The sequence below is a fragment of the Solilutibacter silvestris genome, assembly GCF_002895945.1.
GTDB lineage: Bacteria > Pseudomonadota > Gammaproteobacteria > Xanthomonadales > Xanthomonadaceae > Solilutibacter > Solilutibacter silvestris.
Genome location: NZ_NPZB01000002.1, coordinates 766,688 through 790,086, shown reverse-complemented (window position 1 = coordinate 790,086; position 23,399 = coordinate 766,688). Strand labels below are relative to the sequence as shown.

Sequence of the window (23,399 nt, the reverse complement as noted above, 5' to 3'; positions counted from 1 at the left end):
CGCTTGCAATCGTTTGCGCAGATGCAGCAAACGTCATGAGCGGTTAGGCTCCATGTTCCCAGGAGTCCACGATGTCCACCCCGAAAACCGCACACCTGCTCACCCTGTTTGGCGCCACCGGCGACCTCGCCCTGCGCATGCTCTGGCCGTCCCTGTACAGCCTCGAAGCCGAAGGCCTGCTGATTCCGCAATTGCGCCTGCTCGGCACCGCGCGCGCCAAGTTGAGCCGCGAGGAATTCATCGCACAAGTTGGCGCCGCGTTGGCCGAACGCATCCCGAAAAACGAACTCAAGGCCGATGTGCAGGAAAAGCTGTGCGCGCGCATCGATTACCAGCCCGCCGGCATCGACGACGACGTCTCGATGGCCGCACTCGCGCAGAAGATCTCGCAGCTGCGCGGCGATGGCGACGTGCTCTACCACATGAGCACCGCGCCGCGTTTCTACGTGCCGGCATGCGAGGCGTTGGCCAAGCATGGCGCCGTGGGGCCGTGGGCGCGGGTGATGCTGGAAAAACCCATCGGCGAAGACGCCGCCAGCGCCGAAGCGATCAACGACGGCGTCGGCAAGATCTTCAACGAATCGCAGGTCTATCGCGTCGACCACTATCTCGGCAAGGAAGGCGTGCAGAACCTGATCGCGCTGCGCTTCGGCAACGCGCTGTTCGAGCCATTGTGGAATTCGCGCAACATCGAACAGGTGCAGATCACCGTCGCCGAGACCGTCGGTGTCGAAGGGCGTGCCGACTATTACGATCATTCCGGCGCCATGCGCGACATGGTGCAGAACCACCTGTTGCAACTGCTGGCACTGGTGGCGATGGAACCGCCGGCGCGTTTCGAGCCGACCGCGGTACGCAACGAGAAGATCAAGGTGCTGCGTTCGCTGCGACGGATCGATTCCGACAACATCGCACATGAAGCGGTGGCTGGCCAATACACGGCGGGCGCCGTCGATGGCGTCGCGGTGAAGGGTTACGTCGAGGAGCTGGGGCGGCCGAGCAAGACCGAAACCTTCGTCGCATTGCGTGCGCATGTCGACAACTGGCGCTGGTCGGGCGTGCCGTTCTACCTGCGCACCGGCAAGCGGCTGCCGTCGCGACAAACCGAAATCTACGTGCAGTTCAAGTCGGTGCCGTACTCGATCTTCGGCGGCCCCGCCCGCCGCGACCTGCAACCGAACGGACTGCTGATCCTGCTGCAGCCGGAAGAGCGCATCGAACTGCAATTGATGAGCAAGACGCCGGGACTCGATCGCAAGGGCATGCGCCTGAGCAAGGTCGGGCTCGATCTCGACTTCCACCAGGAATTCGCCAACGCGCGCAAACGCCTCGCTTACGAACGCCTCTATCTCGATGCGCTGGAAGGCAACGGCACGCTGTTCGTGCGTCGCGACGAAACCGAAGCGGCGTGGGCTTGGGTCGATGGCATCCTCTCGGCGTGGCAACACTCCGGCGCGCCACCGCGCCCGTATCCGGCCGGCACCTGGGGGCCGAATGCGGCGATCTCGCTGATCGAACGCCACGGCCACCAGTGGCGCGAATGATCAACATGGAACTGCATCGTTATCCCGATGTCGCAGCGTTGTGCGGAGCATTGGCGGCACGACTCACCGCTGCGTGCGCGACGAATCCATCGCCGTGCATGGCACTGGCCGGCGGCAAGACTCCGTTGCCGATCTATCGCGCATTGGGCCAGCACTGGTCGCGAAGCGGACAACGCGCACGCATCGTGCCCACCGATGATCGCTGCGTCGCGCACGATCACGCCGCCAGCAACATCGCTGCATTGCGTGCCGCCTTCGCCGACACCGCCGATTGCCTGGCGATCACCGCCACCGATGGCGCTGCCGATGGTTCGTTGCATGTCGCGCGTTCCACCCTGTCGAACATCGGCACCTTCGATGCAGTGCTGCTGGGCATGGGCGAGGACGGCCACTTCGCTTCGCTGTTCCCCGGTGCGAGCAATCTGCAGGAAGGCCTCGCCCTGGACGCACGCGCCGCTGCCATCCTCACCACGCCCGAACCGTTGCCGCCGGAAGCACCGTTCCGGCGCATCAGCCTGACCCTGCCGCGACTGCTGAACGCACGAGAACTGCATCTGTGCATCACCGGTGCGCGCAAACTCGACGTGCTGCAACAGGCTGCCGCACAATCCTCCGACCTGCCCTGGCCGGTCGCCGCGCTGTTGCGGCAGACGCTCGTGGCGGTCCACGTCCATTGGAGTCCGTGATGACATTGCATCCCGTCGTCGCCCGCGTCACCGAACGCATCGCCGAGCGCAGCCGCGCCAGTCGCGCCGAATACCTCGCGCGCATCGATGCCGCCGCGCGCCGCGAACGCCCTGCCCGCGACGAACTGTCGTGCGGCAACCTGGCCCACGTCTTCGCCGCCGCCGGTGCCGACAAACCGGAACTGCGCGCCGGAAAACACGCCAGTATCGGCATTGTCACGGCCTACAACGACATGCTCTCTGCCCACCAGCCGATGGAGCAGTACCCGACGCTGGTGCGCATGGCCGCGCGCAATGCCGGTGCCAGCGCGCAAGTCGCGGGCGGCGTGCCGGCGATGTGCGATGGCGTCACCCAGGGCCGCGAAGGAATGGAACTGTCGCTGTTCTCGCGCGACACCATCGCGCTGGCGACCAGCGTCGCGTTGTCGCACGACAGTTTCGATGCCGCGCTGTGCCTCGGCGTCTGCGACAAGATCGTGCCGGGCCTGCTGATCGGCGCGTTGTCGTTTGGCCATCTGCCGGTGATCTTCGTGCCTGCCGGACCGATGCCGTCCGGCATTCCCAACAAGCAGAAGGCCGCGGTACGCGAGCGTTACGCCATCGGCGAAGCAACGCGCGAAGAACTGCTCGACGCGGAAGCATCGTCCTACCACGCACCGGGCACCTGCACCTTCTACGGCACCGCCAATTCCAACCAGATGCTGGTGGAAATGATGGGGCTGCACATGCCGGGCAGCGCCTTCATCCCACCCAACACGCCGCTGCGTGATGCCTTGACCGTCGCTGCGACCGAACAGGTGCTGCGCATCACCGCGCTCGGCAACGACTATCGCCCGATCGGCCGCACCATCGACGAGAAAGCCATCGTCAACGCGATGGTCGGCCTTGCTGCAACCGGCGGTTCGACCAACCACGCGATCCATCTGGTCGCGGTGGCGCGCGCCGCCGGATTGCACATCGACTGGGATGATCTCGACGCGCTGTCGCGCGCGACGCCACTGCTCGCCCGCGTCTATCCCAACGGCTCCGGTGACGTGAACCAGTTCCACGACGCCGGCGGACTCGGTTTCATCATCCATCAACTGATCGATGGCGGCTTGCTGCACGCAGACATCCTTTGCGTGCATGGCGGCGATCTGCGCCAGCAGGCACTGCATCCGCAGCTGGATGGCACCGCGCTGCAATGGAAGGAACCACCGGCACAGTCGGGTGATCCATCGATTTTGCGCCCGCTCGCCGATGCCTTCGACAAGGAAGGCGGATTGCGCCGCCTTGAGGGCAACCTCGGTCGTGCAACGGTGAAAGTGTCGGCGGTAACTGCAGAACATCGCGGTATCGATGCCCCGGCAAAGATCTTCGAATCGCAGGATGCGTTGATCACCGCGTTCAAGGCTGGCGAACTCGATGGCGATTTCGTTGCCGTGGTGCGCGGCCAGGGCCCGCGTGCGATCGGCATGCCGGAACTGCACAAGCTGACGCCGACACTGGCCGCATTGCAGGATCGCGGGCAACGCGTCGCCCTGCTCACCGATGGCCGCATGTCGGGCGCATCCGGCAAGGTACTGGCCGCGATCCATCTCTATCCGGAAGCGGTGGATGGTGGCCCGATCGCGAAACTGCGCGATGGCGACCGAATCCGCATCGACAGCGAGGCCGGCACCATTGACGTATTGCTGCCCGATGCCGAATGGAATGCCCGCGTGGCACAGCGTCCCGATGTGTCCGCACACCACGTCGGCATGGGTCGCGAACTGTTCGGCCTGATGCGCGCCAATGTCGGCAACGCCGAAGCCGGCGCCTGCTGCCTGTTTCCGTCGGAATCGCACGCATGACCGCTGCCGACCGCTTGGCGCTGGTCGCCGATGTCGGCGGCACCAACGCGCGCTTCGCGCTGGTCGATCTCGATGCACGCGAGTGCACGCTGCAACAGGCGCAAACATTGCACAACGGCGACTTCGCAAGCCTGCAGCATGCGATCGAAACCTATCTCGCCGACGTTGGCCAGCGACCGAAGCAGGCCGCGGTCGCCGTCGCCTGCCCGGTCGATGCCGACGAAATCCGCCTGACCAACCGTGCGTGGTCGTTCAGCCGCAGGGAGATGCAGAAGGCGCTCGGCCTCGACGCGCTGTACATGCTCAACGATTTCGGCGCGGTGGCTTGGGCGGTTCCGGCATTGCAACCGCAGGATGTCGTGCAGTTGTTCGGCCCCGAACAAATCGCCAGCGGCCCGGTCAGCGTGCTCGGCCCCGGCACCGGCCTCGGTGTCGCATTGCTGGTCGGTGATGCGGAGAAAGGCTGGAACGTGGTCGCCACCGAAGGCGGCCATGTCAGCTTCGCGCCGGTCGGCGACGAGGAACGGATGATCGAGCAATGGATGACCGCGCGCCACGGCCGCACGTCGACTGAACGCGTGTTGTGCGGCAAGGGCATCTCGGAAATCGATGCGGTATTGCGCGGCGTGCCCGCGATCTTGTCGAACGTCGGCCCGGGCGAAGCCGGCTTGCTCGCCTTGCGTGAACCCGCCGACGTCGTTGCGGCGGCGCTCGATGGCCACGATCTCGCCGCGCGCCAGACGCTTGCACGTTTCTGCGCCGTGCTCGGCAGCGTTGCCGGTGATTGCGCGCTCATCCAGGGCGCGCGCTCGGTGGTGATCGCCGGTGGCATCGTCCCCCGCTTCGTGCCTTTCCTGCGCAGCAGCGCCTTCCGCGAACGTTTCCTGATGAAGGGCCGCTTCGCCGCCTACCTTGAACGGGTCGGCGTCAGGGTCATCATCCATCCCAATCCTGGCCTGCTCGGTGCAGCAATGGCCATCCGCCAGCTTCAATCCAACACGGCCGAGAACACGCCATGACCACTCCCCTGACCGCCGATGCCGTGCTGCGCGCTGCGCCGATCATCCCCACCATCACCATCGATCATCTCGAAGACGCCGTGCCATTCGCGAGGGCGCTCGTCGACGGCGGATTGCGCGTGCTGGAAATCACCTTGCGCACGCCGGCGGCGATGGCCGCGATCGCAAAGATCGCGCGCGACGTCCCCGATGCGATCGTCGGCGCCGGTACCGTGCTGACACCGGGGCATTACGCTGCGGTGCGCGATTCCGGCGCGGTGTTCGCGATTTCGCCCGGGTCGTCGCCGGAATTGTTGCGCGCGAATGCTGCCGCTTGCCCGCTGATCCCCGGCGTCGCCACCGCCAGCGAACTGATGCAGGGCATGCAGGCCGGTTTCACCCATTTCAAGTTCTTCCCGGCCGAAGCCAGCGGTGGCACCTCGTGGTTGCGCGCAGTGCAGGGACCGTTCGCGGAAGCACGCTTCTGCCCGACCGGCGGCATCAGCGCCGAGACCGCGCCGAATTATCTGGCGCTGTCGAACGTGTTGACCGTCGGCGGTTCGTGGATGTTGCCAAAGGACGCGATCGTCGCGCGCGACTGGGATCGCATTCGCCAACTCGCCACGCAGGCGGCGGCGTTGCATCAGAAGAAATAGAGTCCGAACAAATTGCCGCCCGCTACCTCCAAGGCAATTTGTCAGATGGAATCCAGCGCCACACGCAATGTCCGCACGATTTCAACGTTTGTGTCCTGCCAATCCACCGACAATCCTTCCAGTGCCGGATTGCGGTAACGCATCGCCGAACGCGTCGTGCCGCGCGCCGAGGCGTGGAATTCGCGACCACCACTGATCTTCGCCAGTTCCACCACGTTATCGGCGTTGATGCCGGCACCTGAAAGAATGATGATCCGATCCGCGGCCTGCTTCACGCTGGCCGCGATCGCTTCGGCACCTGCGGGCGCACTGCGCGCACCACCGGAGGTCAGCACGCGCGAGCAACCGAGATCGATGATCCGTTCCAGCGCCTGCGCGCGATCGGCAACGGCGTCGAAGGCGCGATGAAAAGTGATCTCCATGCCCGCTGCCGCGGCGATCATCGCCTTGCAGGCATCGATATCGACGTTGCCATCGGCATCGAGCGCACCGATCACCACGCCTTCGCAACCCAGCTCGGCGCAATCGCGAATATCGCGACACATCGCATCGATCTCGCGCGCGTCGTAGAGGAAATCGCCGTTGCGCGGTCGGATCAACACGAAGATCGGGATCCGCACCGCATCGCGCGCTGCCGCGATCACGCCATGCGATGGCGTCGTGCCGCCCTCGCCTAGCCCAGCGCAGAGTTCGATGCGATCACCGCCGCCGGTTTCCGCCGCGATCGCCGAGCGCACGCCTTCGGCGGCGATTTCCAGCAATTTCGTCATTTCTGTTCACTCGTGTAAATCGATGCCGAATCCGTCAGGCCATGCGCGCCCGCCTCATCCTGCATCGCATAGACGAAGCCCTTGTGCAGCGCATAGGCGCCGACTTCGCCACGACGATTCATCGCCAGGAAACACACCTGCAGCGTCTTGCTCGCGGCCGGGCGCTTGTGCACCACGCGCGCGATCGCCTCGCGACAGGCCTGCGCCGGCGAACGTCCCTGCCGCATCAGTTCGACCACGAGGAAACTGGCGGCATTGCGCAGCATCTCCTCGCCGACACCGGACGCGGTCGCGGCGCCGACTTCGCCATCGACATACAAGCCGGCACCGACGATCGGGCTGTCGCCAACACGGCCGTGGACTTTCCACGCCATGCCACTGGTGGTGCAGGCGCCCGCCATGTGGCCCCTTGTATCAATCGCGAGGATGCCCAGCGTGTCGTGGTTGGTGGAATCGCCCGGACGCAGGCGCCGTTCGGCGTTGATGACGGGTTCATAGCGCGAGGTCTTCTTCCACTCTTCCCACGCCTTGCGCGCGCTGTCGGTCAGCAAGGCCTTGCGTTCGAAGCCGTGTTCGATGGCGAATTGCTGCGCGCCCTGCCCGACCAGCAACACATGCGGGCTGTCCTCCATCACCTTGCGCGCCACCGACACCGGATGCAGGATGTCCTCGATCGCCGCGACCGCACCGACGCGACCATCGCCATCCATGATGCTGGCATCGAGCGTCAACACGCCGTCGCGATCGGGATTGCCGCAATGGCCAACCGTCGGATTGCATAACTCGGATTCCGCCCAGCGCGCGCCGACTTCGACTGCATCGAGCGCGCCACCGCCCTGCCCCAGCACTTTCCACGCCGCCGCATTCGCACCGATGCCGAAATCCCAGGTCGACACCACGCGTGGAACCTTTGCCGCGATCGGTCGTGACACCGCAGCGAGACCTCCCGAGACCCACAAGGCGCCCAACCCGGCAATGCCCGTTTGAAGGAATCCGCGTCGCGTCGCCATCTGTGTCGCTCCTGTATCAGGGGAATGAGAATAGATCGTGCCGTTCGAGGTACCACGCCGCCGCGCCGATCACGCCGAGATGCGGCTCCTCCACCAAGCAGACCGGCACGCGCTCCATCATCGGATGCAGCACGCCCTTGTCGACGAAGCGCTTCGCAAAGCCGCCATCGAGCAGGAACGGTTTGACGTGCGCGGCCACGCCACCGGCGAGATAGACAGCATCGGCATTGAAGGTCACGACGAGATCACCGGCAAAGCTTCCGAGCATCGCGCAGAACAGTTCGACGGCTTCCAGCGCATGCCGGTCCGATCGGGTGGAAGCCGCGGTGACCACATCGGCAGGCGACGCGTGGAGCGGCGTCACGGCATCGATGGAGCACAGGCCGCGGTAAGCCTCCAGCAGGCCCGGGCCGGACAACACGCGATCGTTGTCGACATGACTGCGTTGCTGCAGCAGCCAACGCAGGAGATCGCATTCGCGTGGTGTTCCGACTGCCAATGCCGCGTGTCCGGCCTCGCTGGGAATGACCCGGCCATCGTCCAGCCGCAATGCCGAACCCATGCCGGTGCCCGGCCCCAGCGCCAGTGCGGTTTTTCCGGCAACACCAACGGGCCCGCACACGTGCGTCAACGATGCCTCGCGCAGATGCGGGATGGCATGTGCGACTGCTTCGAAATCGTTGACCAGGCCAACGTGTGCAAGCCCGGCTTCATTCGCAACGCGCGACGCCGAAATCGGCCACGGCAACTTCTCGCTCAACACGTCACCATCGTCGTTGACGACACCGGCCACCGCGATCGCGGCATGGGTGATCGATGACCGTCGATGTTCAAGCAAGGCGGCGAGCGATCGCGTCCCCGATACCTGCGCCACGTGCTGTTCCAGCACCACGATGCGGCCATCACGGCATGCAACGCGCGCCACCCGGGCATGCGTTCCGCCAATGTCTGCGGCGAGGAATTCGACATTGTCGGTACGTGTCACTGGCGATCGATCCCGGATTTCTTTCCCCGCGATCCTACCTTACTTGGATCGATCCAATTGCATTTCGACACAAAGAAAAACGGCGCACCTCGCGGCACGCCGTTCTCATCTTGCTGTTGGTAGCGGGGGCAGGATTTGAACCTGCGACCTTCGGGTTATGAGCCCGACGAGCTGCCAGACTGCTCCACCCCGCACCAGGCCGACCATTATGACGCGCCGCGGAACTTGTTGCAAGCCCGGATGTTCCCCAAAGTGAAACCGCCGGATTTCCCCGGCGGTTTCGTTGCACCACGACCGTTTCGATCAGAAATCGTAACGCGCGGTCAGTCGCAGGTAACGCGGTGCCGCATAGTTCAGTTCCTGCCCATAGGTCTGGCTGGCCTGGGTGCGGTTGGCCGAGTAGCGGTAGTTGTACGAACCCGCGTTCTGGCGATTCAACGCATTGAGCAGGTCGGCCTGCAGCGTCAACTTGCCTGCGGCCCAGGACGGAATGTACGCAACGTTCAAATTCAGCTGGAACGAATTCGGTGAACGCCCGTAGGTACCGCGCGGCGCGTAGCGATAATCCGCCGACGGTGGTGCATAGCCCGTGGAACCCACCGGAGTGCCGGAGCCTGCCAGCCCGCAGAAGTAGTAGTACGAACCGTTGTACAGACCCTTGTCAGCCGTCGGGTAGAAGCTGGTGCAGCTGCGCGGACGCCCCGAAGCAAACATCATCGAGCCACCGGCGCGCCATTGCGACGTGAACTGGTAGTAGCCGAACGCCTTCAACTGATGGGTGCGGTCATTCGGCAACAAGCCGTAGGCGCCAACCATCAACTGCGGGAGATCCCAATCCTGCGTACGGGAGACGTCCACCTGACCACCGGCGCCGATATCCAGGTCGGAAGCGAGCTGGCCTTCGGTATTGCCGATGTTCTTGGAGAAGGTGTACTCCACCTTGCCGTACCACTTGTTGAAGAACGCGTGTTCGGCAAACAGGTCAAGTGCGTGATAGGTACGCTTCAGCTTCGGCAAACCGAGTTCAGCCGCGGTGAAATAGCGCAACGCCAGGCTGCCGTCGGGCTGTTCAAGGTAGAACGCGTTGCCCACGCCAGGATTGAAGTTGCGGCACTTGCCTCCCAGGGCAGGCGTGCAGGTATCGTCGATCGCGCTGCGCAGGATGCGCGACGTCAGCTTGGCGCCCATCGAAACATGGTCCGCCACTGCAGCTTCGAAGCCGAGAATGAACTCGTCCTGGTAGTGGCCCTTGATGTTCTTCGCGGTGGTGGTCAACGGATTCGGCGGGATACCGCATTCCAGGTTTGCGGACACCAGGTTCGAATTCGGGCACACGCCACCCTTCGACGGATCGACCGCAATCGCAACCGGGTTGATCGGCGAACCATCGGCATTCACGCCCGAGTAGGTGAAGTACTCGTTGGTGTTGATGGAGGCAGCGGCACCGCGTACGGCCGCATTGTTCGGCAGCGCCAGATAGTAGCGACCTGCATTGCCGAACACCTTGAACCTGGAATCGCCGAACACATCCCACGCCGCGCCGATGCGCGGTGCCAGCTGCTTCTTCTGGGAGATGTATGGCTGCCCGGCAGCGGTGTAATTGGTGAACTGTTCGTTGCGAAGACCAAGGGACAACAGGAAGCGATCGCCGATCTGCCAACGATCCTCGATGTACTGCGACTTCTGGACCGTCTTGACTTCGGCCTGGCGCGTCTGGACGACACGGCTGACGTAGTAGCCGGTGGTGCCCAGTTGTCCGCCCGACGCCGGCGACGCGACGCCATGCGAAGCATCGACCGCCGTACCGGCATTCGACTGCCACAGGTAATTCCAGATGTAGCCACCCGGCTGCTGCGAATTGGTGTACGAAGTCGCCGTCTGCTGCTCGTAACCCACGCGCAGGTCGTGGCTGCCGAGATGCCATGCGAAGTCGATGCGGCCGCCGTTGGTGTTGTCGAAGCGCTGGCGCCCCGGCATGAAGATCGCGGCGTTGTAGATCTGGCAGCCGTTGTAATTGGCCGACGGCACGGACGGGGCACGGTTCGCCGCAGCTGCGGCAATGCGCGGGCAAGCGTCGCTGTAACCGAACAGGTCCTGGTCGTGCTTGATCTTCTGCTGCCCATAGAGGACGGACAAGGTCATGTCCTGGGTCAGGTAGCCGGTGTACTTGCCGATGTACAGGCGGCTGCGATCGCGGTTCAGCGGACCGTTGTACTGCGTGGTGCCATGCGAGTCATCGGCATAGTTGAAGCTGTAGCCATCGGTGTCGTACTTGGCATCATCGACAACACCGGTGAACTCCAGGGTGTTCTTGTCGTTGACGTTCCAGTCGAGCTTGACCAGGCCACGCGGATAGTCATTGCGGTACTGGCGCCAGCCGCCCAGCTGTGCATTCGAACCCGGAGAATCCAGGCGAACGGAATTCACCAGCTGCCCCTGCTCGCGGGTGGTTTCGACATCCGCATAGACGAACAGCTTGTTGGGAATGATCGGCCCGCTGACGTAGCCACCGACCGTTGTCGACCAGGAATTGTTGGCCTTGCGATACAGGTCGAGCGTGCCATCGGTCTGGCGTGCGGGCGTGGCCGGATAGGTCGTCGGGTTGTAGAAGCCGGTGACCGGGTAGTAGCGGTCACGCGCCGTGGCGCGCGTCTCGCGCGGGGCCCACATCGTATAGACGCCGAACTTCCACTTGTTGGAACCACGCTTCGACACGACGTTGATCACGCCGCCGGTCGAACGGCCGAATTCGGCGCCGTAGCCGCCGGTGAGGATCTGCTGCTGGGCGATCGCATCGAAGGGCAGCGTGGTGAAGCCGATCGACGTCAGCGGATTGGTGACCGCATAGCCGTTGATCAGATAGGCGTTCTCGGACGACGCGGAACCGCCGAAGCTCGGCACGGTGACGCCGTTCGCCGACTTGTAGCTGTCGTTTGCAACCACGCTCGGCGCAAGCAGGGCGACGCTGGCGATGTCGCGGGCGACCGAAATCTTGTTCAACTGGTCCGCCGACAGCACCGTGCGGGTATCGGTCTGGCTGGTATCGATGCCGGCGCCGCCGGAACCGGTGATGGTCACCGTCCCGAGCTCGTTACCCGACTTGGCTGTCGCGGCAAACGACACTTCGGTGCCACTGGAGATATTGACTGCGATGTTGTCGCGGGTGGCGATCGTCGCGCCGTTCTTCTCTTCGGTCACCTTGTAGGTGCCGTTGGGAAGCGCGCTGACCTGGTAGCGGCCGCTCTGATCTGCCGTGATGCGGCGAGTCAGGCCGGTGTCCTTGTTCTCGACAACGACGGTGGCGCCAGCCTCGGCGGTACCGAAAATGCTGCCGGTGATGTTGGACTGGGCGTGGAGATTGCCTGCAAAGCCGATGGCCAAGGCAAGCGCCAAGGCATGGGGACGGATGGAGCGGTGGCGTGAATGCAACATGTGTGGATCCTTCTAGCGGTCGGATTCCCGGAAAACGGGAGATTTCGGCCCGGAAGTCTACAGATTGCATTAACAATTCAGAAATAATCGGCGAAATGATCGACACAGCTGTCAACGGATCTACGACACAAGCGTTACGCTGCCTGCTTTTTGGCTTCAAAGATTCGGCAGCGTGTTGTTGCAACGCAACATTCATGCGCGCAAGTTCGGCCGGATCGCGGCAAGACATCGCCCTCGCGATCCGCGCTCAAGACACCACATCAGACAAAAGGCCGGCACACGCTATGCGTGCCGACCACGGTCACAGCCGGCTCACGCGCCGAACGCGCTTCGACACCAGGCCATCAACGGCTGCAGGAAGATGCTCAGCACCAGCAGCAGACCGGCATTCACCATGAACAACCACTTCACCCCACCCTCGTCGTGCGCGAGCATCGGGTGCGCGCCTTCGACCGGCTGATCGAAATACATCACCTTGATCACGCGCAGGTAGTAGAACGCACCGACCACCGCGCAAATGATGCCGACGATGGCGAGCCACAACAGGCCACCGTTGAGCGCACCTTCGATCACGGTCAATTTGGCGAAGAAGCCGATGAAGGGTGGCACGCCGGCCAGCGACGCCATCACGCCGAGGATCAGTGCCGCCATCAACGGCTGGCGCGAGGCCAGGCCCTTGTAGTCGTCGATCTCGTCGGCTTCGAAGCCCTTGCGCGCCATCAGCGTGATCAACCCGAACGCCGCGGCGGACGTCACTGCATAGATCAATGCGTAGAACAGTGCCGCTGCGTTGCCTTCCGCGCCACCACCAGCGACGCCCATCAGAAGGAAGCCGACGTGCGAGACGGTCGAATACGCCAGCATGCGCCGCAGGTTGGTCTGCATCAGCGCGGCGAAATTGCCGACGATCAGCGACAACGCCGACAGCGCGGCTACCATCACGTGCCAGCGATCGCTGACAGGCGACAAACCACCATCGAGCAATCGCAGTGCCATGCCAAGCGCGGCGATCTTCGGTGCGGAACCGATGAACAGCGTGATCGGCGTGGCCGCACCCTGGTACACATCCGGCAACCACATATGGAATGGCGCGGCGCCGAACTTGAAGGCGATGCCGGCAACGACGAACACCGTGCCGGCAAGCAGCAGGTCGCAGTGGGCACCACCGCCCTGCGCCGAGGCGTTGATCTGGGCAAGGTCGAGCGTGCCGGTGGCGCCATAGATCAGCGACATGCCGAACAGCAACATGCCCGAGGCCAGCGCACCGAGCACGAAGTACTTCATGCCAGCCTCCGAGGCGACCGGACTGTCGCGATCGGTGACCACCAGCGCATACGAACTCAGCGCCAGCATTTCCAGGCCGAGATAGACCATCACGAGGCTGCCGGCCGAAACCAGCAACATCATGCCGAGCGTGGCGAACAGCATCAGCAGCGTGATTTCGCCCTTGTACAAGCCGCGTTCGCGCAGGAACGGCCACGCATAGACGAAGGCCAGCGCCGAGGCCAGCAGGATGCCGCCCTTCATCAGGTCGGCCAGGGTGTCGCGCACGAACATGCCGTTGAGCACGGTGCCGTGACCACCGCAGCCGGCAACGCACAGCGCGGCCACCGCCAGCAACAGCACGAAGCCGAGCGCATGGACAATGCCGTTGCGGCGTGGCGACACGAACAAATCGAGCACCAGCAACGCGAACGTGCCGGTGACCATCACCAGTTCCGGCAGCAGCGGCCAGAGCTCGGCGGGATTGAAAGTCGAGAGAGTGCCCATCATCAAAGTCCGGTGAGCTTGCTGGCGACGATCTGGCTGCCAAGGTGTTGCAAGGCCGGTGCCATCAGATCAGTGAGAGGCTTGGGATCAAGGCCGATGGCGAGTACGCCGAGTGCGAACACGCCGAGCACGCAGGCTTCGCGCAGGTTGATGTCCTTCAGCGCGGCGACATGCGCGTTGGCGACTTCGCCCCAGATGGTGCGCTTGACCAGCCACAGCGTGTAGCCGGCGCCGATCACCAGCGTGGTCGCGGCAGCGACAGCGATCAGCGGATGTTGCTGGAACACGCCGAGAATGACCATGAATTCGCCGACGAAACCGCTGGTCGCGGGCAAGCCGGAATTCGCCATCGCGAACAGCACCATGAAGGCGGCGAACCACGGCATGGTATTGGCGACGCCGCCGTAATCGCGAATCATGCGGGTGTGCATGCGGTCGTACATCACGCCGATACAGGAGAACATCGCACCGGAGACGAAACCGTGCGATATCATCTGCACCATCGCGCCTTGCAGCGCCAGTTGGGTGCCGGCGCCATTCGCGCCCTGCGAGCGCGCCAGCAATACCGCGACGAAGATGCCGAGGGTGACGAAGCCCATGTGCGATACCGAGGAATACGCCACCAGCTTCTTCATGTCGTCCTGTACCAGCGCGACCAGGCCGACGTAGATCACCGCGATCAGCGACAACGCGATCACCAGCCACGCCCATTCGGCGCTGGCATCCGGCGCGATCGGCAGGCTGAAGCGCAGGAAGCCGTATCCACCGATCTTCAGCATGATCGCCGCCAGGATCACCGAACCGCCGGTCGGCGCCTCGACGTGCGCATCCGGCAACCATGTGTGCACCGGGAACATCGGCACCTTGACCGCGAACGCGGCGAGGAAGGCGAAGAAGATCCACGTTTGCTCTTTCGCCGTCAGCGGCAATGCATACCAATCGGCAAGCTGCCAGCTACCCGACTTGAGGTACAGGTAGACCAGCGCAATCAGCATGAACACCGAACCGAGGAAGGTGTAGAGGAAGAACTTGACCGCGGCATAGACACGACGCGGCCCGCCCCACACGCCGATCAGGATGAACATCGGGATCAGCATGCCTTCGAAGAAGGCGTAGAACAGGATCGCGTCCTGGGCGCTGAATACGCCGATCATCAAGCCTTCGAGGATCAAGAACAGTGCGTAGTACTGGTTGACCTTGCGATCGATCGATCCCCAAGCGCCGATCAGCACCAACAGGCTGGTGATGGTGGTCAGCACGATCAACGCAACGGAAATGCCGTCGACACCGAGGTGGTACTGGATGCGATAGGCATCGATCCACGCCCATTGCTCGACGTACTGCAGGCCGCCGTTGGCGTAATCGAAGTTGCCGACCAGCGGAATGCTCGCAACCAGGGTCGCAGCCGCGAACAGGGTCGCCAGCCAGCGCGCGGCATTGGCACGTTGGCCACCCATCAACAGGGTCAGCACGCCGCCGAGGATCGGCAGCCAGATCAACAGGCTGAGGAAAGGAATGTGGGTCATCGCGGTCATGCTCCGGCGCCCGTCTTGATGAGCCACGCCAGCAACAGGATCAGGCCGACAATCATCGCGAAGGCATAGCTGTAGAGATATCCGGTCTGCATGCGACGAATCGCGGCGGCGATATCGAGGGTATCGCGGGCCGCACCGTTGACCATGTGTTCGTCGATGACGCGGCTGTCGAACCAGCGCGAAGCACGACCGAGCAGCAGTCCGGTGCCGGCGAATCCATTGATCCACAGCTTGTCGAAGCCGTACTTGTCCTCGAGGATGCGCACCGGCAGCGCGAAGGTCTTGCGCGCCTTGGCGGCGACTTCGGGCTTCAGCAGGTACATCCACGTCGCCAGCAGGAATCCGGCGAGCGTCAGCCAGAACGGCGCCTGGGTGAAGCCATGCAAGGCCATCTGCAACGATCCGTGGAATTCCTCGCCGAGCTTGCCCATCACGCCATGCGCCGGCAACTGGATCGCGCCGTCGAAGAACGACTTGCCCGCTTCCTCGCCACCCGTGGTCTTGCCATGCAGCATCGGGCCGATGGTGAGATAGCCGATCACGATCGACGGGATCGCCAGCAGGATCAGCGGCAACGTCACCACCCATGGCGATTCGTGCGGTTCGTGCGCATGGCCGTGGTCGTCGTGACCGTGCGCGTGATCGTCGTGATGCGCGTCATGGTGATCGTGCGCGACGTCGCGGAAGCGTTCCTTGCCGAAGAAGGTCAGGTACAGCAAACGGAAGCTGTAGAACGAGGTGACGAAGGCACCCAGCAGCACCGCGTAATAGCCGTACTGGGCAATGAAACCGCCCTGCTCCAGCGCGTGTTCCTTGGCGGCATCGATGATGCTGTCCTTGGAGTAGAAACCGGCGAAGAACGGCGTGCCGATCAAAGCCAGCGTACCGATCAACGACGTCCAGAAGGTGATCGGCATGTATTTGCGCAGGCCACCCATGCGGCGCATGTCCTGCTCGTGGTGCATGCCGATGATCACGCTGCCGGCGGCGAGGAACAGCAGCGCCTTGAAGAACGCATGCGTCATCAGGTGGAACACCGCGGCGGAATACGCCGAGACGCCGAGCGCGACCGTCATGTAGCCGAGCTGCGACAGCGTGGAATACGCGATCACGCGCTTGATGTCGTTCTGGACGATACCGATCAGGCCGGTGAACAACGCGGTGGTGGCGCCGATGAAGAGGATGAAGTTCAACGCGACCGGCGACAGATTGAAGATCGGCGACATGCGCGCGACCATGAAGATGCCGGCGGTCACCATCGTCGCGGCGTGGATCAGCGCAGAGATCGGTGTCGGGCCTTCCATCGAATCCGGCAGCCACACATGCAGCGGCACCTGCGCCGACTTGCCCATCGCGCCGATGAACAGGCAGATCGCCACGAAGGTCGCCATCGACCACGGATGGCCACGGAACACTTCCACCGTGCCCTGCAGTTTATCGAGGTGCTGGAACGCAGTCGCGTAATCGAGCGTACCCACCCAGGCGACAATGCCCGCGATGCCGAGCAGGAAGCCGAAATCGCCGACGCGGTTGACCAGGAACGCCTTGAGGTTGGCGAAGATCGCCGTCGGGCGCTTGAACCAGAAGCCGATCAGCAGGTACGAGACCAGGCCCACCGCTTCCCAGCCGAAGAACAGCTGGACGAAGTTGTTGCTCATCACCAGCATCAGCATGCTGAAGGTGAACAGCGAGATGTAGCTGAAGAAGCGTTGGTAACCGTCGTCGTCGGCCATGTAGCCGATGGTGTAGATGTGCACCAGCAGCGAGACGAAGGTGACGACGACCATCATCATCGCGGTCAGGTTGTCGACCATGAAGCCGACATGCGCCTGCAGGCCGCCGACATCGAACCAGGTGTAGAGATCCTGGTTCACCACGGGCGCGCCGTGCAGCAGTTTCCACAGCACGCCGATCGACAACGCGCAGCTGATGCCGACGCCGAGGATGGTGGCGACGTGGGCGCCACTGCGGCCGATGAACTTGCCGAAGAGGCCAGCGAGGATCGATCCCAGCAACGGGGCCAGGACGATGACGAGGAGTTGGGTGGTCGAAATATCCATGATGCTGCCGGTCACCCTTTCAGCGAATCCAGTTCACCGACGTTGATGGTGCGTCGGTTGCGGAACAACGTGACCAGGATCGCCAGTCCGATCGCCGCTTCGGCGGCGGCCACGGTGAGAATGAAGAACACGAAGACCTGGCCGGTCGCGTTGTGCATGTCGCGCGAGAACGCCACGAAGTTGATGTTCACTGCCAGCAGCATCAGTTCGATGCACATCAGCAGGATGATGGCGTTCTTGCGATTGAGGAAGATTCCGGCGATCGCGATGCAGAACAGCACCGCGCCCAGCGCGAGGTAGTGGCCGAGGCCAAGCGTGGTCATCATTCCTTCGCCTCCGGGGTCGCTTCGGCGGCCTGTGGCAGTTCCGCCGCCATCTTCACCATGCGCAGGCGGTCGCCCGCCTTGACGCGGACCTGGTCGGCCGGCTTCTGCGTGCGGGTGCCACCACGCTGGCGCAAGGTCAGCATTACCGCCGCGATCACCGCGATGGTCAGGATCACCGCCGCGACTTCGAACGGCAGCAGGAAATCGGTGAACAGCGCGCGCGCCAGCCACACCGCGTTCGGCGAGCCGGCATCGGCTGGCGCGGCCTCGGCGAACGGCAGCAGGCGCGATCGCACGCCGATCACCATGAACATCTCGACCAGCATGATCAACGCGACCAGTGCACCGATTGGCAGATAGCGCACATAGCCTTCGCGCATCGGGTCGGTGTCGAGATCGAGCATCATCACCACGAACAGGAATAGCACCATCACCGCGCCGACATAGACCAGCACCAGCGCGACACCGAGGAATTCGGCACCGGCGACGATCCAGGTGCAGGCGACGGAGAAGAATGTCAGCACCAGGAACAGCGCGGCATGCACCGGGTTGCGCACGGCGATCACGCCGAGTGCGGCGGCGGCGGCCAGTGTCGCGAAGCAGTAGAAGGCGATCAGGGGAAAGTCCATGTCGTCCTCAACGGTAAGGGGCGTCGGCGGCGCGGCGTTCGGCGATTTCCGCCTCGAGACGATCGCCGATGGCCAGCAGGATGGGCTTGGTCAGGATGTTCTCGCCACGCTTTTCCATGTGGTACTCGTGGATATGCGTTTCCACGATGGAATCGACCGGACAGCTCTCTTCGCAGAAGCCGCAGAAGATGCACTTGAACAGGTCGATGTCGTAGCGCGTGGTACGACGGGTGCCGTCCTCGCGTCGATGCGAGTCGATGGTAATCGCCAGCGCCGGGCACACCGCTTCGCACAACTTGCAGGCGATGCAGCGTTCCTCGCCGTTGGGGTAGCGGCGCAGCGCGTGGATGCCGCGGAAACGCGGCGACTGCGGGATCTTCTCCATCGGGTACATGACCGTGTACTTCGGCTTCAGCATGTACTTGAAGGTGAGGCCCATGCCACGCACCAATTCCAGCAACAACAGGCTCTTGAGATAGGCAGCAACGCGACTCATGCCTGGCCTCCGTGGGCGATCGTGCTCGGTGAAAGCAGGCCGTAATACGCCATCAGCGCCGTCACGAAAATCCAGAAAATGGCGATGGGGATGAAGACCTTCCAGCCCAGCCGCATGATCTGGTCGTAGCGGTAACGCGGGAACGCGGCGCGGAACCAGATGAAGATGCTGGCGAAGAAGACAGCCTTGGCCAGCAGCCACCACCAGCCATCGGCCGACAGCAACGGAATGCCGAAGCCATGCAAGGGACTGAGCCAACCACCGAGGAAGAACAGCGCGGTGGTGAAGCTCACCAGGATCATGTTGGCGTATTCGGCGAGGAAGAACAGCGCGAACTGCGATCCCGAATATTCCACCATGTGGCCGGCAACGATTTCCGACTCGCCTTCCACCACGTCGAACGGCGCGCGGTTCGTTTCGGCAACGCCCGAAATAAAGTAGATCAGGAACAGCGGCAGCAACGGCAACCAGTACCAGTTGAACAGCCCGAAACGACCGGCCTGCGCGTGCACGATATCGGTGAGGTTGAGGCTGCCAGCGGCGACCAGCACGCCAACCAGCGCGAAACCCATCGCGATTTCATAACTGACTACTTGCGCGGCGGAACGCATCGCGCCGAGGAAGGCGTACTTCGAGTTCGAGGCCCAGCCGGCGAGGATGATGCCGTACACACCAAGCGAGGTCATCGCCAACAGGTACAGCATCCCGGCATTGACGTCGGCCAGCACCAGCTTGTCGTCGAATGGAATCACCGCCCACGCCGCGAACGCAGGCGCAAGGGTGATGAGCGGCGCGAGGATGAAGAGGAACTTGCTGGCGCTGCTCGGCTGGATCACTTCCTTGAACAGCAGCTTGAACACGTCGGCGAAGGCCTGGAACACGCCGAAGCCGACATACATCGGGCCATGGCGGACGTGCATCCAGCCGATCAGCTTGCGTTCCCACACCACGTAGAACGCCACCGAAATGATCACCGGCACCGCGATCAGCAGGATCAACAGGATCAGCCATGCGAGCACGCCGATGGCGCCGAAGCCGGCCAGCCAGTCGTGGAATTGTTGGACGTAGTGGTTCATGCCGGGCGTGCCTCCACGTCGGCGGCGGCGATCGGCGCCGTGGCGCCGTAACCGCGTTCGATCCACACGCAACCGGGCGCGACGCCGGCATCCAGCCGCACTGGCAGCGACGCGGTGCCATCACCGGTGGTGAAGCGACCAGTGCCACCTTCGACCAAGCCGACTGCAGTGGCGGTCTGCGGATGCAATACCGCCTGCGGACCAACATTGAGCGGATGCGCCTGCAGCGCGGCGGAACGACGGGTCACCGCATCGACGCGATAGATGGCATCGGACGCGGCGACTTCGAGACCGCTGCCGCTGGCGCCAACTGCTGCACCCGGCTTCACCGTCACCTCGCGCGGCTTGAGCGATGCACGCAGTCCGTCGAAATCGGTGAAATCGAATCCGGCGATGCCAAGCGCGCCACCGAGCGCACGCAGCACGCGCCAGCCTTCACGGGCATCGCGCGGCGGCTTGCCGGCGGCCTGGCTGTGCTGTTCGCGGCCGTCGAGATTGGTCAGGCTGCCCTGCACTTCCGGGAACGCGCCAATCGGCAGGATCACGTCGGAGACAGCGCGCGTCGACTGGCAGGCGTAGCTAGTGAACGCCACCACCTGGGCATCGGCGAGCGCACGCGCGGCGAGACCCGGATAAGCGAAATCGAGGCCGGGCTCGATGCCATGGAGGATGTAGGCCTTGCGCGGTTCGCGCAGCATCGCCAGCGCATCGCGTCCCGTCGGCAACACGCCAGCACGGGTCAATCCGAGTGCGTTGGCGCCCTGCGGAATGCGGCACAACTTCGCGTTCTTCACTGCGGCGAATTCGCGTGCGGCCTTGCGGATCGCACTGGCGTGCACGCCGCGTTCGGCAACGCCACCAACGATCACCACAGGCGCCTTGGCATCGCCGAGATCGACCTTGGCCAATTCCGCAGCCACTTGCGATGGCGGCACGATGTGCTTGCCGGCGGTCTCGAAGGTGAAGTGGAAATCGACCGGATTGACGACATGGATCTTCGCGCCGCGCGTCCACGCCTTGCGCACGCGGGCGTGCAGCAGCGGGACTTCGTGGCGGATGTTGCTGCCAACGATGACGATGACATCGGCGTGTTCGATATCGGCGACCGACGCCTCGAACGCTTGCGCCACTGCGCCATCGGAGAGATCGAGCGCATGGATGCGATGGTCGATATGCGCGGAGCCGAGACCATCGGCCAGCGCCGCGAGTTCCAGCCCTTCCTCGTTGCTGGTCGCCGGATGCACGAGGACACCGAGCGCGTCGCCGCGATTCGCCGAGAGGATCGACTGCGCCTTCGTCAGCGCCTCATCCCAACTTGCTTCGCGCCACTCACCGGCTTCCTTGACCATCGGCACGTGGGCGCGATCTTCGGCGTACAGGCCCTGGTTGGAATAGCGGTCGCGATCCGAGAGCCAGCACTCGTTCACGGCTTCGTTGTCGCGCGGCACGTTGCGCAGGATTTCGCCGCGACGCACGTGGTGGAACAGGTTGCTGCCGAGCGCATCGTGATAGCCCAGCGATTCGCGCGCGACCAGCTCCCACGGGCGTGCCTGGAACTGGAACACCTTGTTGGTGAGCGCGCCGACCGGGCAGACGTCGATGACGTTGCCGGACAGTTCGGTCATCAACGGCTTGCCGTCGAAAGTGCCGATCTGCAGGTTCTCACCGCGATACATGCCGCCCAGCTCGTACGTCCCGGCGATTTCGCCAGTAAAACGCACGCAACGGGTGCACTGGATGCAACGGGTCATCTCGGTGGCGACCAGCGGACCGAGATCCTCGTCGGGCACCGCGCGCTTGCGCTCGACGAAACGGCTGACCGAACGGCCGTAACCCATCGCCACGTCCTGCAGTTCGCACTCGCCGCCCTGATCGCAGATCGGGCAATCCAGCGGATGGTTGATCAGCAGGAATTCCATCACGTCGCGCTGGAACTTCAGCGCCTTTTCGCTGCGCGTGAACACTTTCAGGCCGTCGGCCACCGGCGTCGCGCAGGCCGGCGACGGCTTCGGCGCGGGCCGGCCGCCAAGCTCGGTATCGACCATGCACATGCGGCAGTTGGCGGCGATCGCCAACTTGTCGTGATAGCAGAAACGCGGGACCGGGATGCCGGCCTTGTCCGCGGCCTGGATGATCATCGAGCCCTTGGGCGCGGCGATCTCGACGCCATCGACGAACACGGTGACGTGGTCGGGCGGCAGGTTCGGGTTCACCGGCTGCGGTTGTGCGCTCATGCCGCCACCTTCTCGATCACCGTGCCGGCGCGCTGGTCATCGACCAGGAAACGCTTGTTGACGATGGCATATTCGAATTCATCCCAGAACTGGGCGAGGAAGCCCTGCACGGGCCACGCCGCGGCTTCACCGAAGGCGCAGATGGTGTGGCCTTCGATCTGCCCGGCCGAAGCCTTGAGCATGTAGAGATCGTCCATCGTCGCGGTGTGGTCGACGATGCGGCTGAGCAGGCGATACATCCAGCCGGTGCCTTCGCGACACGGCGTGCACTGGCCGCACGATTCCTTGAAATAGAAGCGCGAGATGCGATGGCAGACGCGCACCATGCAGGCGGTTTCGTCCATCACCACCACCGCGCCGGAGCCGAGGCCCGATCCCGCTTTCTGGATCGCGTCGTAGTCCATGGTGAGGCCCATCATGGTCTCGCCCTTCAACACCTTCATCGACGAACCGCCGGGAATCACCGCCTTGAGGCGATGCCCGTGGCGAACGCCACCCGCCATCTCCAGCAAGTCCGCGAACGGCGTGCCGAGGCGGATTTCGTAGTTGCCGGGACGATTGACCTGGCCGGAGATCGAAAAGATCTTCGGGCCACCGTTGTTGGGCTTGCCGAGATTGGCGAACCACTCGGCGCCGTTGCGAATGATCGCCGGCACCGAGGCATAGGTTTCGGTGTTGTTGATCGTGGTCGGCTTGCCGTACAGGCCGAAATTGGCCGGGAACGGCGGTTTGAAGCGCGGTTGGCCCTTCTTGCCTTCCAACGATTCCATCAGAGCGGTTTCTTCGCCGCAGATGTAGGCGCCGGCACCGAGCGCACCGTAGATGTCGATGTCGACACCACTGCCAAGCACGTTCTTGCCGAGCCAGCCGTGTTCATAGGCTTCGCGCAGCGCTTCCTCGAAATGCTCGAACGGTTCGTGATGGAATTCGCCGCGCAGGTAGTTGTAGCCGACCGTCGCGCCGGTGGCGTAGCAGGCGATCGCCATGCCTTCAACCACGGAGTGCGGATTGAAACGCAGGATGTCGCGATCCTTGGCCGTGCCGGGTTCCGATTCGTCGGAGTTGCACAGCATGTATTTCTGGCCCGGACCCTTGGGCATGAAGCTCCACTTCAGGCCGGTCGGGAAGCCCGCGCCACCGCGACCGCGCAGGCCGGAAGCCTTGACCATCTCGACCACATCGGCCGGCGGCACTTTCTCTTCCAGCAGCTTGCGCAGCGCGCTGTAACCGCCGGTCTTGAGATAGTTCTCGTAGCTCCAGGGCTTGTCGAAATGCAGCGTCGTGTAGACGACGTTGTGTTCCTGCGGCGCCGGACCGACCGGGCCGTAGCCTTCGCTGTAGTGGCTGTGTCCCGACATCG

18 protein-coding genes and 1 tRNA gene are annotated in these 23,399 nt (G+C 63.6%); 5 read left to right on the top strand and 14 right to left on the bottom strand.

Features of this window, described 5'->3' with window-relative positions:
• The first annotated feature begins 71 nt into the window (after positions 1-71).
• The 5 genes from zwf to Lysil_RS11310 are packed head-to-tail and all read left to right on the top strand — an operon-like array spanning position 72 to position 5,716.
• Entirely contained in the window at positions 72-1,544 is a 1,473-nt protein-coding gene (gene zwf / locus Lysil_RS11330) for a glucose-6-phosphate dehydrogenase (protein ID WP_103075673.1), read from the top strand.
• Between the two features lie 5 nt (positions 1,545-1,549).
• Positions 1,550-2,230: a 6-phosphogluconolactonase gene (locus Lysil_RS11325; protein WP_165782477.1), complete on the top strand. Its 681-nt coding sequence runs from the start codon at positions 1,550-1,552 to the stop codon at positions 2,228-2,230.
• Positions 2,230-4,062 carry a phosphogluconate dehydratase gene (gene edd / locus Lysil_RS11320; protein ID WP_205756934.1) on the top strand — a complete coding sequence of 611 codons (1,833 nt, stop codon included), beginning with the start codon at positions 2,230-2,232 and terminating at the stop codon, positions 4,060-4,062. Before Lysil_RS11325 ends, edd begins: the two co-directional genes overlap by 1 nt.
• Entirely contained in the window at positions 4,059-5,081 is a 1,023-nt protein-coding gene (gene glk / locus Lysil_RS11315; protein ID WP_103075670.1) for a glucokinase, read from the top strand. Before edd ends, glk begins: the two co-directional genes overlap by 4 nt.
• Entirely contained in the window at positions 5,078-5,716 is a 639-nt protein-coding gene (locus tag Lysil_RS11310; RefSeq protein WP_103075669.1) for a bifunctional 4-hydroxy-2-oxoglutarate aldolase/2-dehydro-3-deoxy-phosphogluconate aldolase, read from the top strand. The genes glk and Lysil_RS11310 overlap by 4 nt, the downstream gene beginning before the upstream one ends.
• 41 nt (positions 5,717-5,757) lie before the next feature.
• On the opposite strand, the gene Lysil_RS11305 is transcribed toward Lysil_RS11310, so the two are convergent.
• The 14 genes from Lysil_RS11305 to nuoF form a co-directional block, all read right to left on the bottom strand.
• Positions 5,758-6,486: a copper homeostasis protein CutC gene (locus Lysil_RS11305; protein ID WP_103075668.1), complete on the bottom strand. Its 729-nt coding sequence runs from the start codon at positions 6,484-6,486 to the stop codon at positions 5,758-5,760.
• Positions 6,483-7,496 carry a glycosylasparaginase gene (locus tag Lysil_RS11300; RefSeq protein WP_103075667.1) on the bottom strand — a complete coding sequence of 338 codons (1,014 nt, stop codon included), beginning with the start codon at positions 7,494-7,496 and terminating at the stop codon, positions 6,483-6,485. Before Lysil_RS11300 ends, Lysil_RS11305 begins: the two co-directional genes overlap by 4 nt.
• A 16-nt stretch (positions 7,497-7,512) precedes the next feature.
• The gene (locus Lysil_RS11295; RefSeq protein ID WP_165782476.1) at positions 7,513-8,481 is read right to left on the bottom strand and encodes a glucokinase; all 969 of its coding nucleotides are present in this window, start codon (positions 8,479-8,481) and stop codon (positions 7,513-7,515) included.
• Positions 8,482-8,598: 117 nt separating this feature from the next.
• Positions 8,599-8,675, bottom strand: a tRNA-Met gene (locus Lysil_RS11290).
• A 109-nt stretch (positions 8,676-8,784) separates the two neighbouring features.
• Positions 8,785-11,913: a TonB-dependent receptor gene (locus Lysil_RS11285; RefSeq protein ID WP_103075665.1), complete on the bottom strand. Its 3,129-nt coding sequence runs from the start codon at positions 11,911-11,913 to the stop codon at positions 8,785-8,787.
• Positions 11,914-12,225: 312 nt separating this feature from the next.
• On the bottom strand, positions 12,226-13,689 hold the full coding sequence (gene nuoN, locus Lysil_RS11280; RefSeq protein WP_425477164.1) for an NADH-quinone oxidoreductase subunit NuoN: 1,464 nt from the start codon (positions 13,687-13,689) through the stop codon (positions 12,226-12,228).
• Positions 13,686-15,209, bottom strand: coding sequence for an NADH-quinone oxidoreductase subunit M (locus tag Lysil_RS11275; RefSeq protein WP_103076038.1), 1,524 nt, complete (start codon positions 15,207-15,209; stop codon positions 13,686-13,688). Before Lysil_RS11275 ends, nuoN begins: the two co-directional genes overlap by 4 nt.
• 5 nt (positions 15,210-15,214) lie before the next feature.
• On the bottom strand, positions 15,215-17,278 hold the full coding sequence (gene nuoL / locus Lysil_RS11270) for an NADH-quinone oxidoreductase subunit L (RefSeq protein WP_103076037.1): 2,064 nt from the start codon (positions 17,276-17,278) through the stop codon (positions 15,215-15,217).
• 11 nt (positions 17,279-17,289) lie between these two features.
• Positions 17,290-17,601 (bottom strand): NADH-quinone oxidoreductase subunit NuoK, encoded by a 312-nt coding sequence (nuoK, locus tag Lysil_RS11265; protein ID WP_103075663.1) that lies wholly within the window; start codon positions 17,599-17,601, stop codon positions 17,290-17,292.
• Positions 17,601-18,233, bottom strand: coding sequence for an NADH-quinone oxidoreductase subunit J (locus tag Lysil_RS11260; RefSeq protein WP_103075662.1), 633 nt, complete (start codon positions 18,231-18,233; stop codon positions 17,601-17,603). Before Lysil_RS11260 ends, nuoK begins: the two co-directional genes overlap by 1 nt.
• A 7-nt stretch (positions 18,234-18,240) precedes the next feature.
• Positions 18,241-18,729 (bottom strand): NADH-quinone oxidoreductase subunit NuoI, encoded by a 489-nt coding sequence (nuoI, locus tag Lysil_RS11255; RefSeq protein ID WP_103075661.1) that lies wholly within the window; start codon positions 18,727-18,729, stop codon positions 18,241-18,243.
• Positions 18,726-19,805, bottom strand: a complete 1,080-nt coding sequence (gene nuoH / locus Lysil_RS11250; RefSeq protein WP_103075660.1) for an NADH-quinone oxidoreductase subunit NuoH — start codon at positions 19,803-19,805, stop codon at positions 18,726-18,728. The genes nuoI and nuoH overlap by 4 nt, the downstream gene beginning before the upstream one ends.
• A complete protein-coding gene (nuoG, locus tag Lysil_RS11245; RefSeq protein WP_103075659.1) occupies positions 19,802-22,039 on the bottom strand; it encodes an NADH-quinone oxidoreductase subunit NuoG in 2,238 nt (745 codons plus the stop codon). The genes nuoH and nuoG overlap by 4 nt, the downstream gene beginning before the upstream one ends.
• A complete protein-coding gene (gene nuoF, locus Lysil_RS11240) occupies positions 22,036-23,397 on the bottom strand; it encodes an NADH-quinone oxidoreductase subunit NuoF (RefSeq protein WP_103075658.1) in 1,362 nt (453 codons plus the stop codon). The genes nuoG and nuoF overlap by 4 nt, the downstream gene beginning before the upstream one ends.
• Positions 23,398-23,399 lie beyond the last annotated feature (2 nt).

What these genes read in the sequence shown, in the direction of transcription:
- zwf (WP_103075673.1), top strand. Translation starts at nt 72, where the DNA reads ATGTCCACCCCGAAAACCGCACACCTGCTCACCCTGTTTGGCGCCACC.
- Lysil_RS11325 (WP_165782477.1), top strand. Translation starts at nt 1,550, where the DNA reads ATGGAACTGCATCGTTATCCCGATGTCGCAGCGTTGTGCGGAGCATTG.
- edd (WP_205756934.1), top strand. Translation starts at nt 2,230, where the DNA reads ATGACATTGCATCCCGTCGTCGCCCGCGTCACCGAACGCATCGCCGAG.
- glk (WP_103075670.1), top strand. Translation starts at nt 4,059, where the DNA reads ATGACCGCTGCCGACCGCTTGGCGCTGGTCGCCGATGTCGGCGGCACC.
- Lysil_RS11310 (WP_103075669.1), top strand. Translation starts at nt 5,078, where the DNA reads ATGACCACTCCCCTGACCGCCGATGCCGTGCTGCGCGCTGCGCCGATC.
- Lysil_RS11305 (WP_103075668.1), bottom strand. Translation starts at nt 6,486, where the DNA reads ATGACGAAATTGCTGGAAATCGCCGCCGAAGGCGTGCGCTCGGCGATC.
- Lysil_RS11300 (WP_103075667.1), bottom strand. Translation starts at nt 7,496, where the DNA reads ATGGCGACGCGACGCGGATTCCTTCAAACGGGCATTGCCGGGTTGGGC.
- Lysil_RS11285 (WP_103075665.1), bottom strand. Translation starts at nt 11,913, where the DNA reads ATGTTGCATTCACGCCACCGCTCCATCCGTCCCCATGCCTTGGCGCTT.
- Lysil_RS11275 (WP_103076038.1), bottom strand. Translation starts at nt 15,209, where the DNA reads ATGACCCACATTCCTTTCCTCAGCCTGTTGATCTGGCTGCCGATCCTC.
- nuoL (WP_103076037.1), bottom strand. Translation starts at nt 17,278, where the DNA reads ATGGATATTTCGACCACCCAACTCCTCGTCATCGTCCTGGCCCCGTTG.
- nuoK (WP_103075663.1), bottom strand. Translation starts at nt 17,601, where the DNA reads ATGACCACGCTTGGCCTCGGCCACTACCTCGCGCTGGGCGCGGTGCTG.
- Lysil_RS11260 (WP_103075662.1), bottom strand. Translation starts at nt 18,233, where the DNA reads ATGGACTTTCCCCTGATCGCCTTCTACTGCTTCGCGACACTGGCCGCC.
- nuoI (WP_103075661.1), bottom strand. Translation starts at nt 18,729, where the DNA reads ATGAGTCGCGTTGCTGCCTATCTCAAGAGCCTGTTGTTGCTGGAATTG.
- nuoH (WP_103075660.1), bottom strand. Translation starts at nt 19,805, where the DNA reads ATGAACCACTACGTCCAACAATTCCACGACTGGCTGGCCGGCTTCGGC.
- nuoG (WP_103075659.1), bottom strand. Translation starts at nt 22,039, where the DNA reads ATGAGCGCACAACCGCAGCCGGTGAACCCGAACCTGCCGCCCGACCAC.
- nuoF (WP_103075658.1), bottom strand. Translation starts at nt 23,397, where the DNA reads ATGTCGGGACACAGCCACTACAGCGAAGGCTACGGCCCGGTCGGTCCG.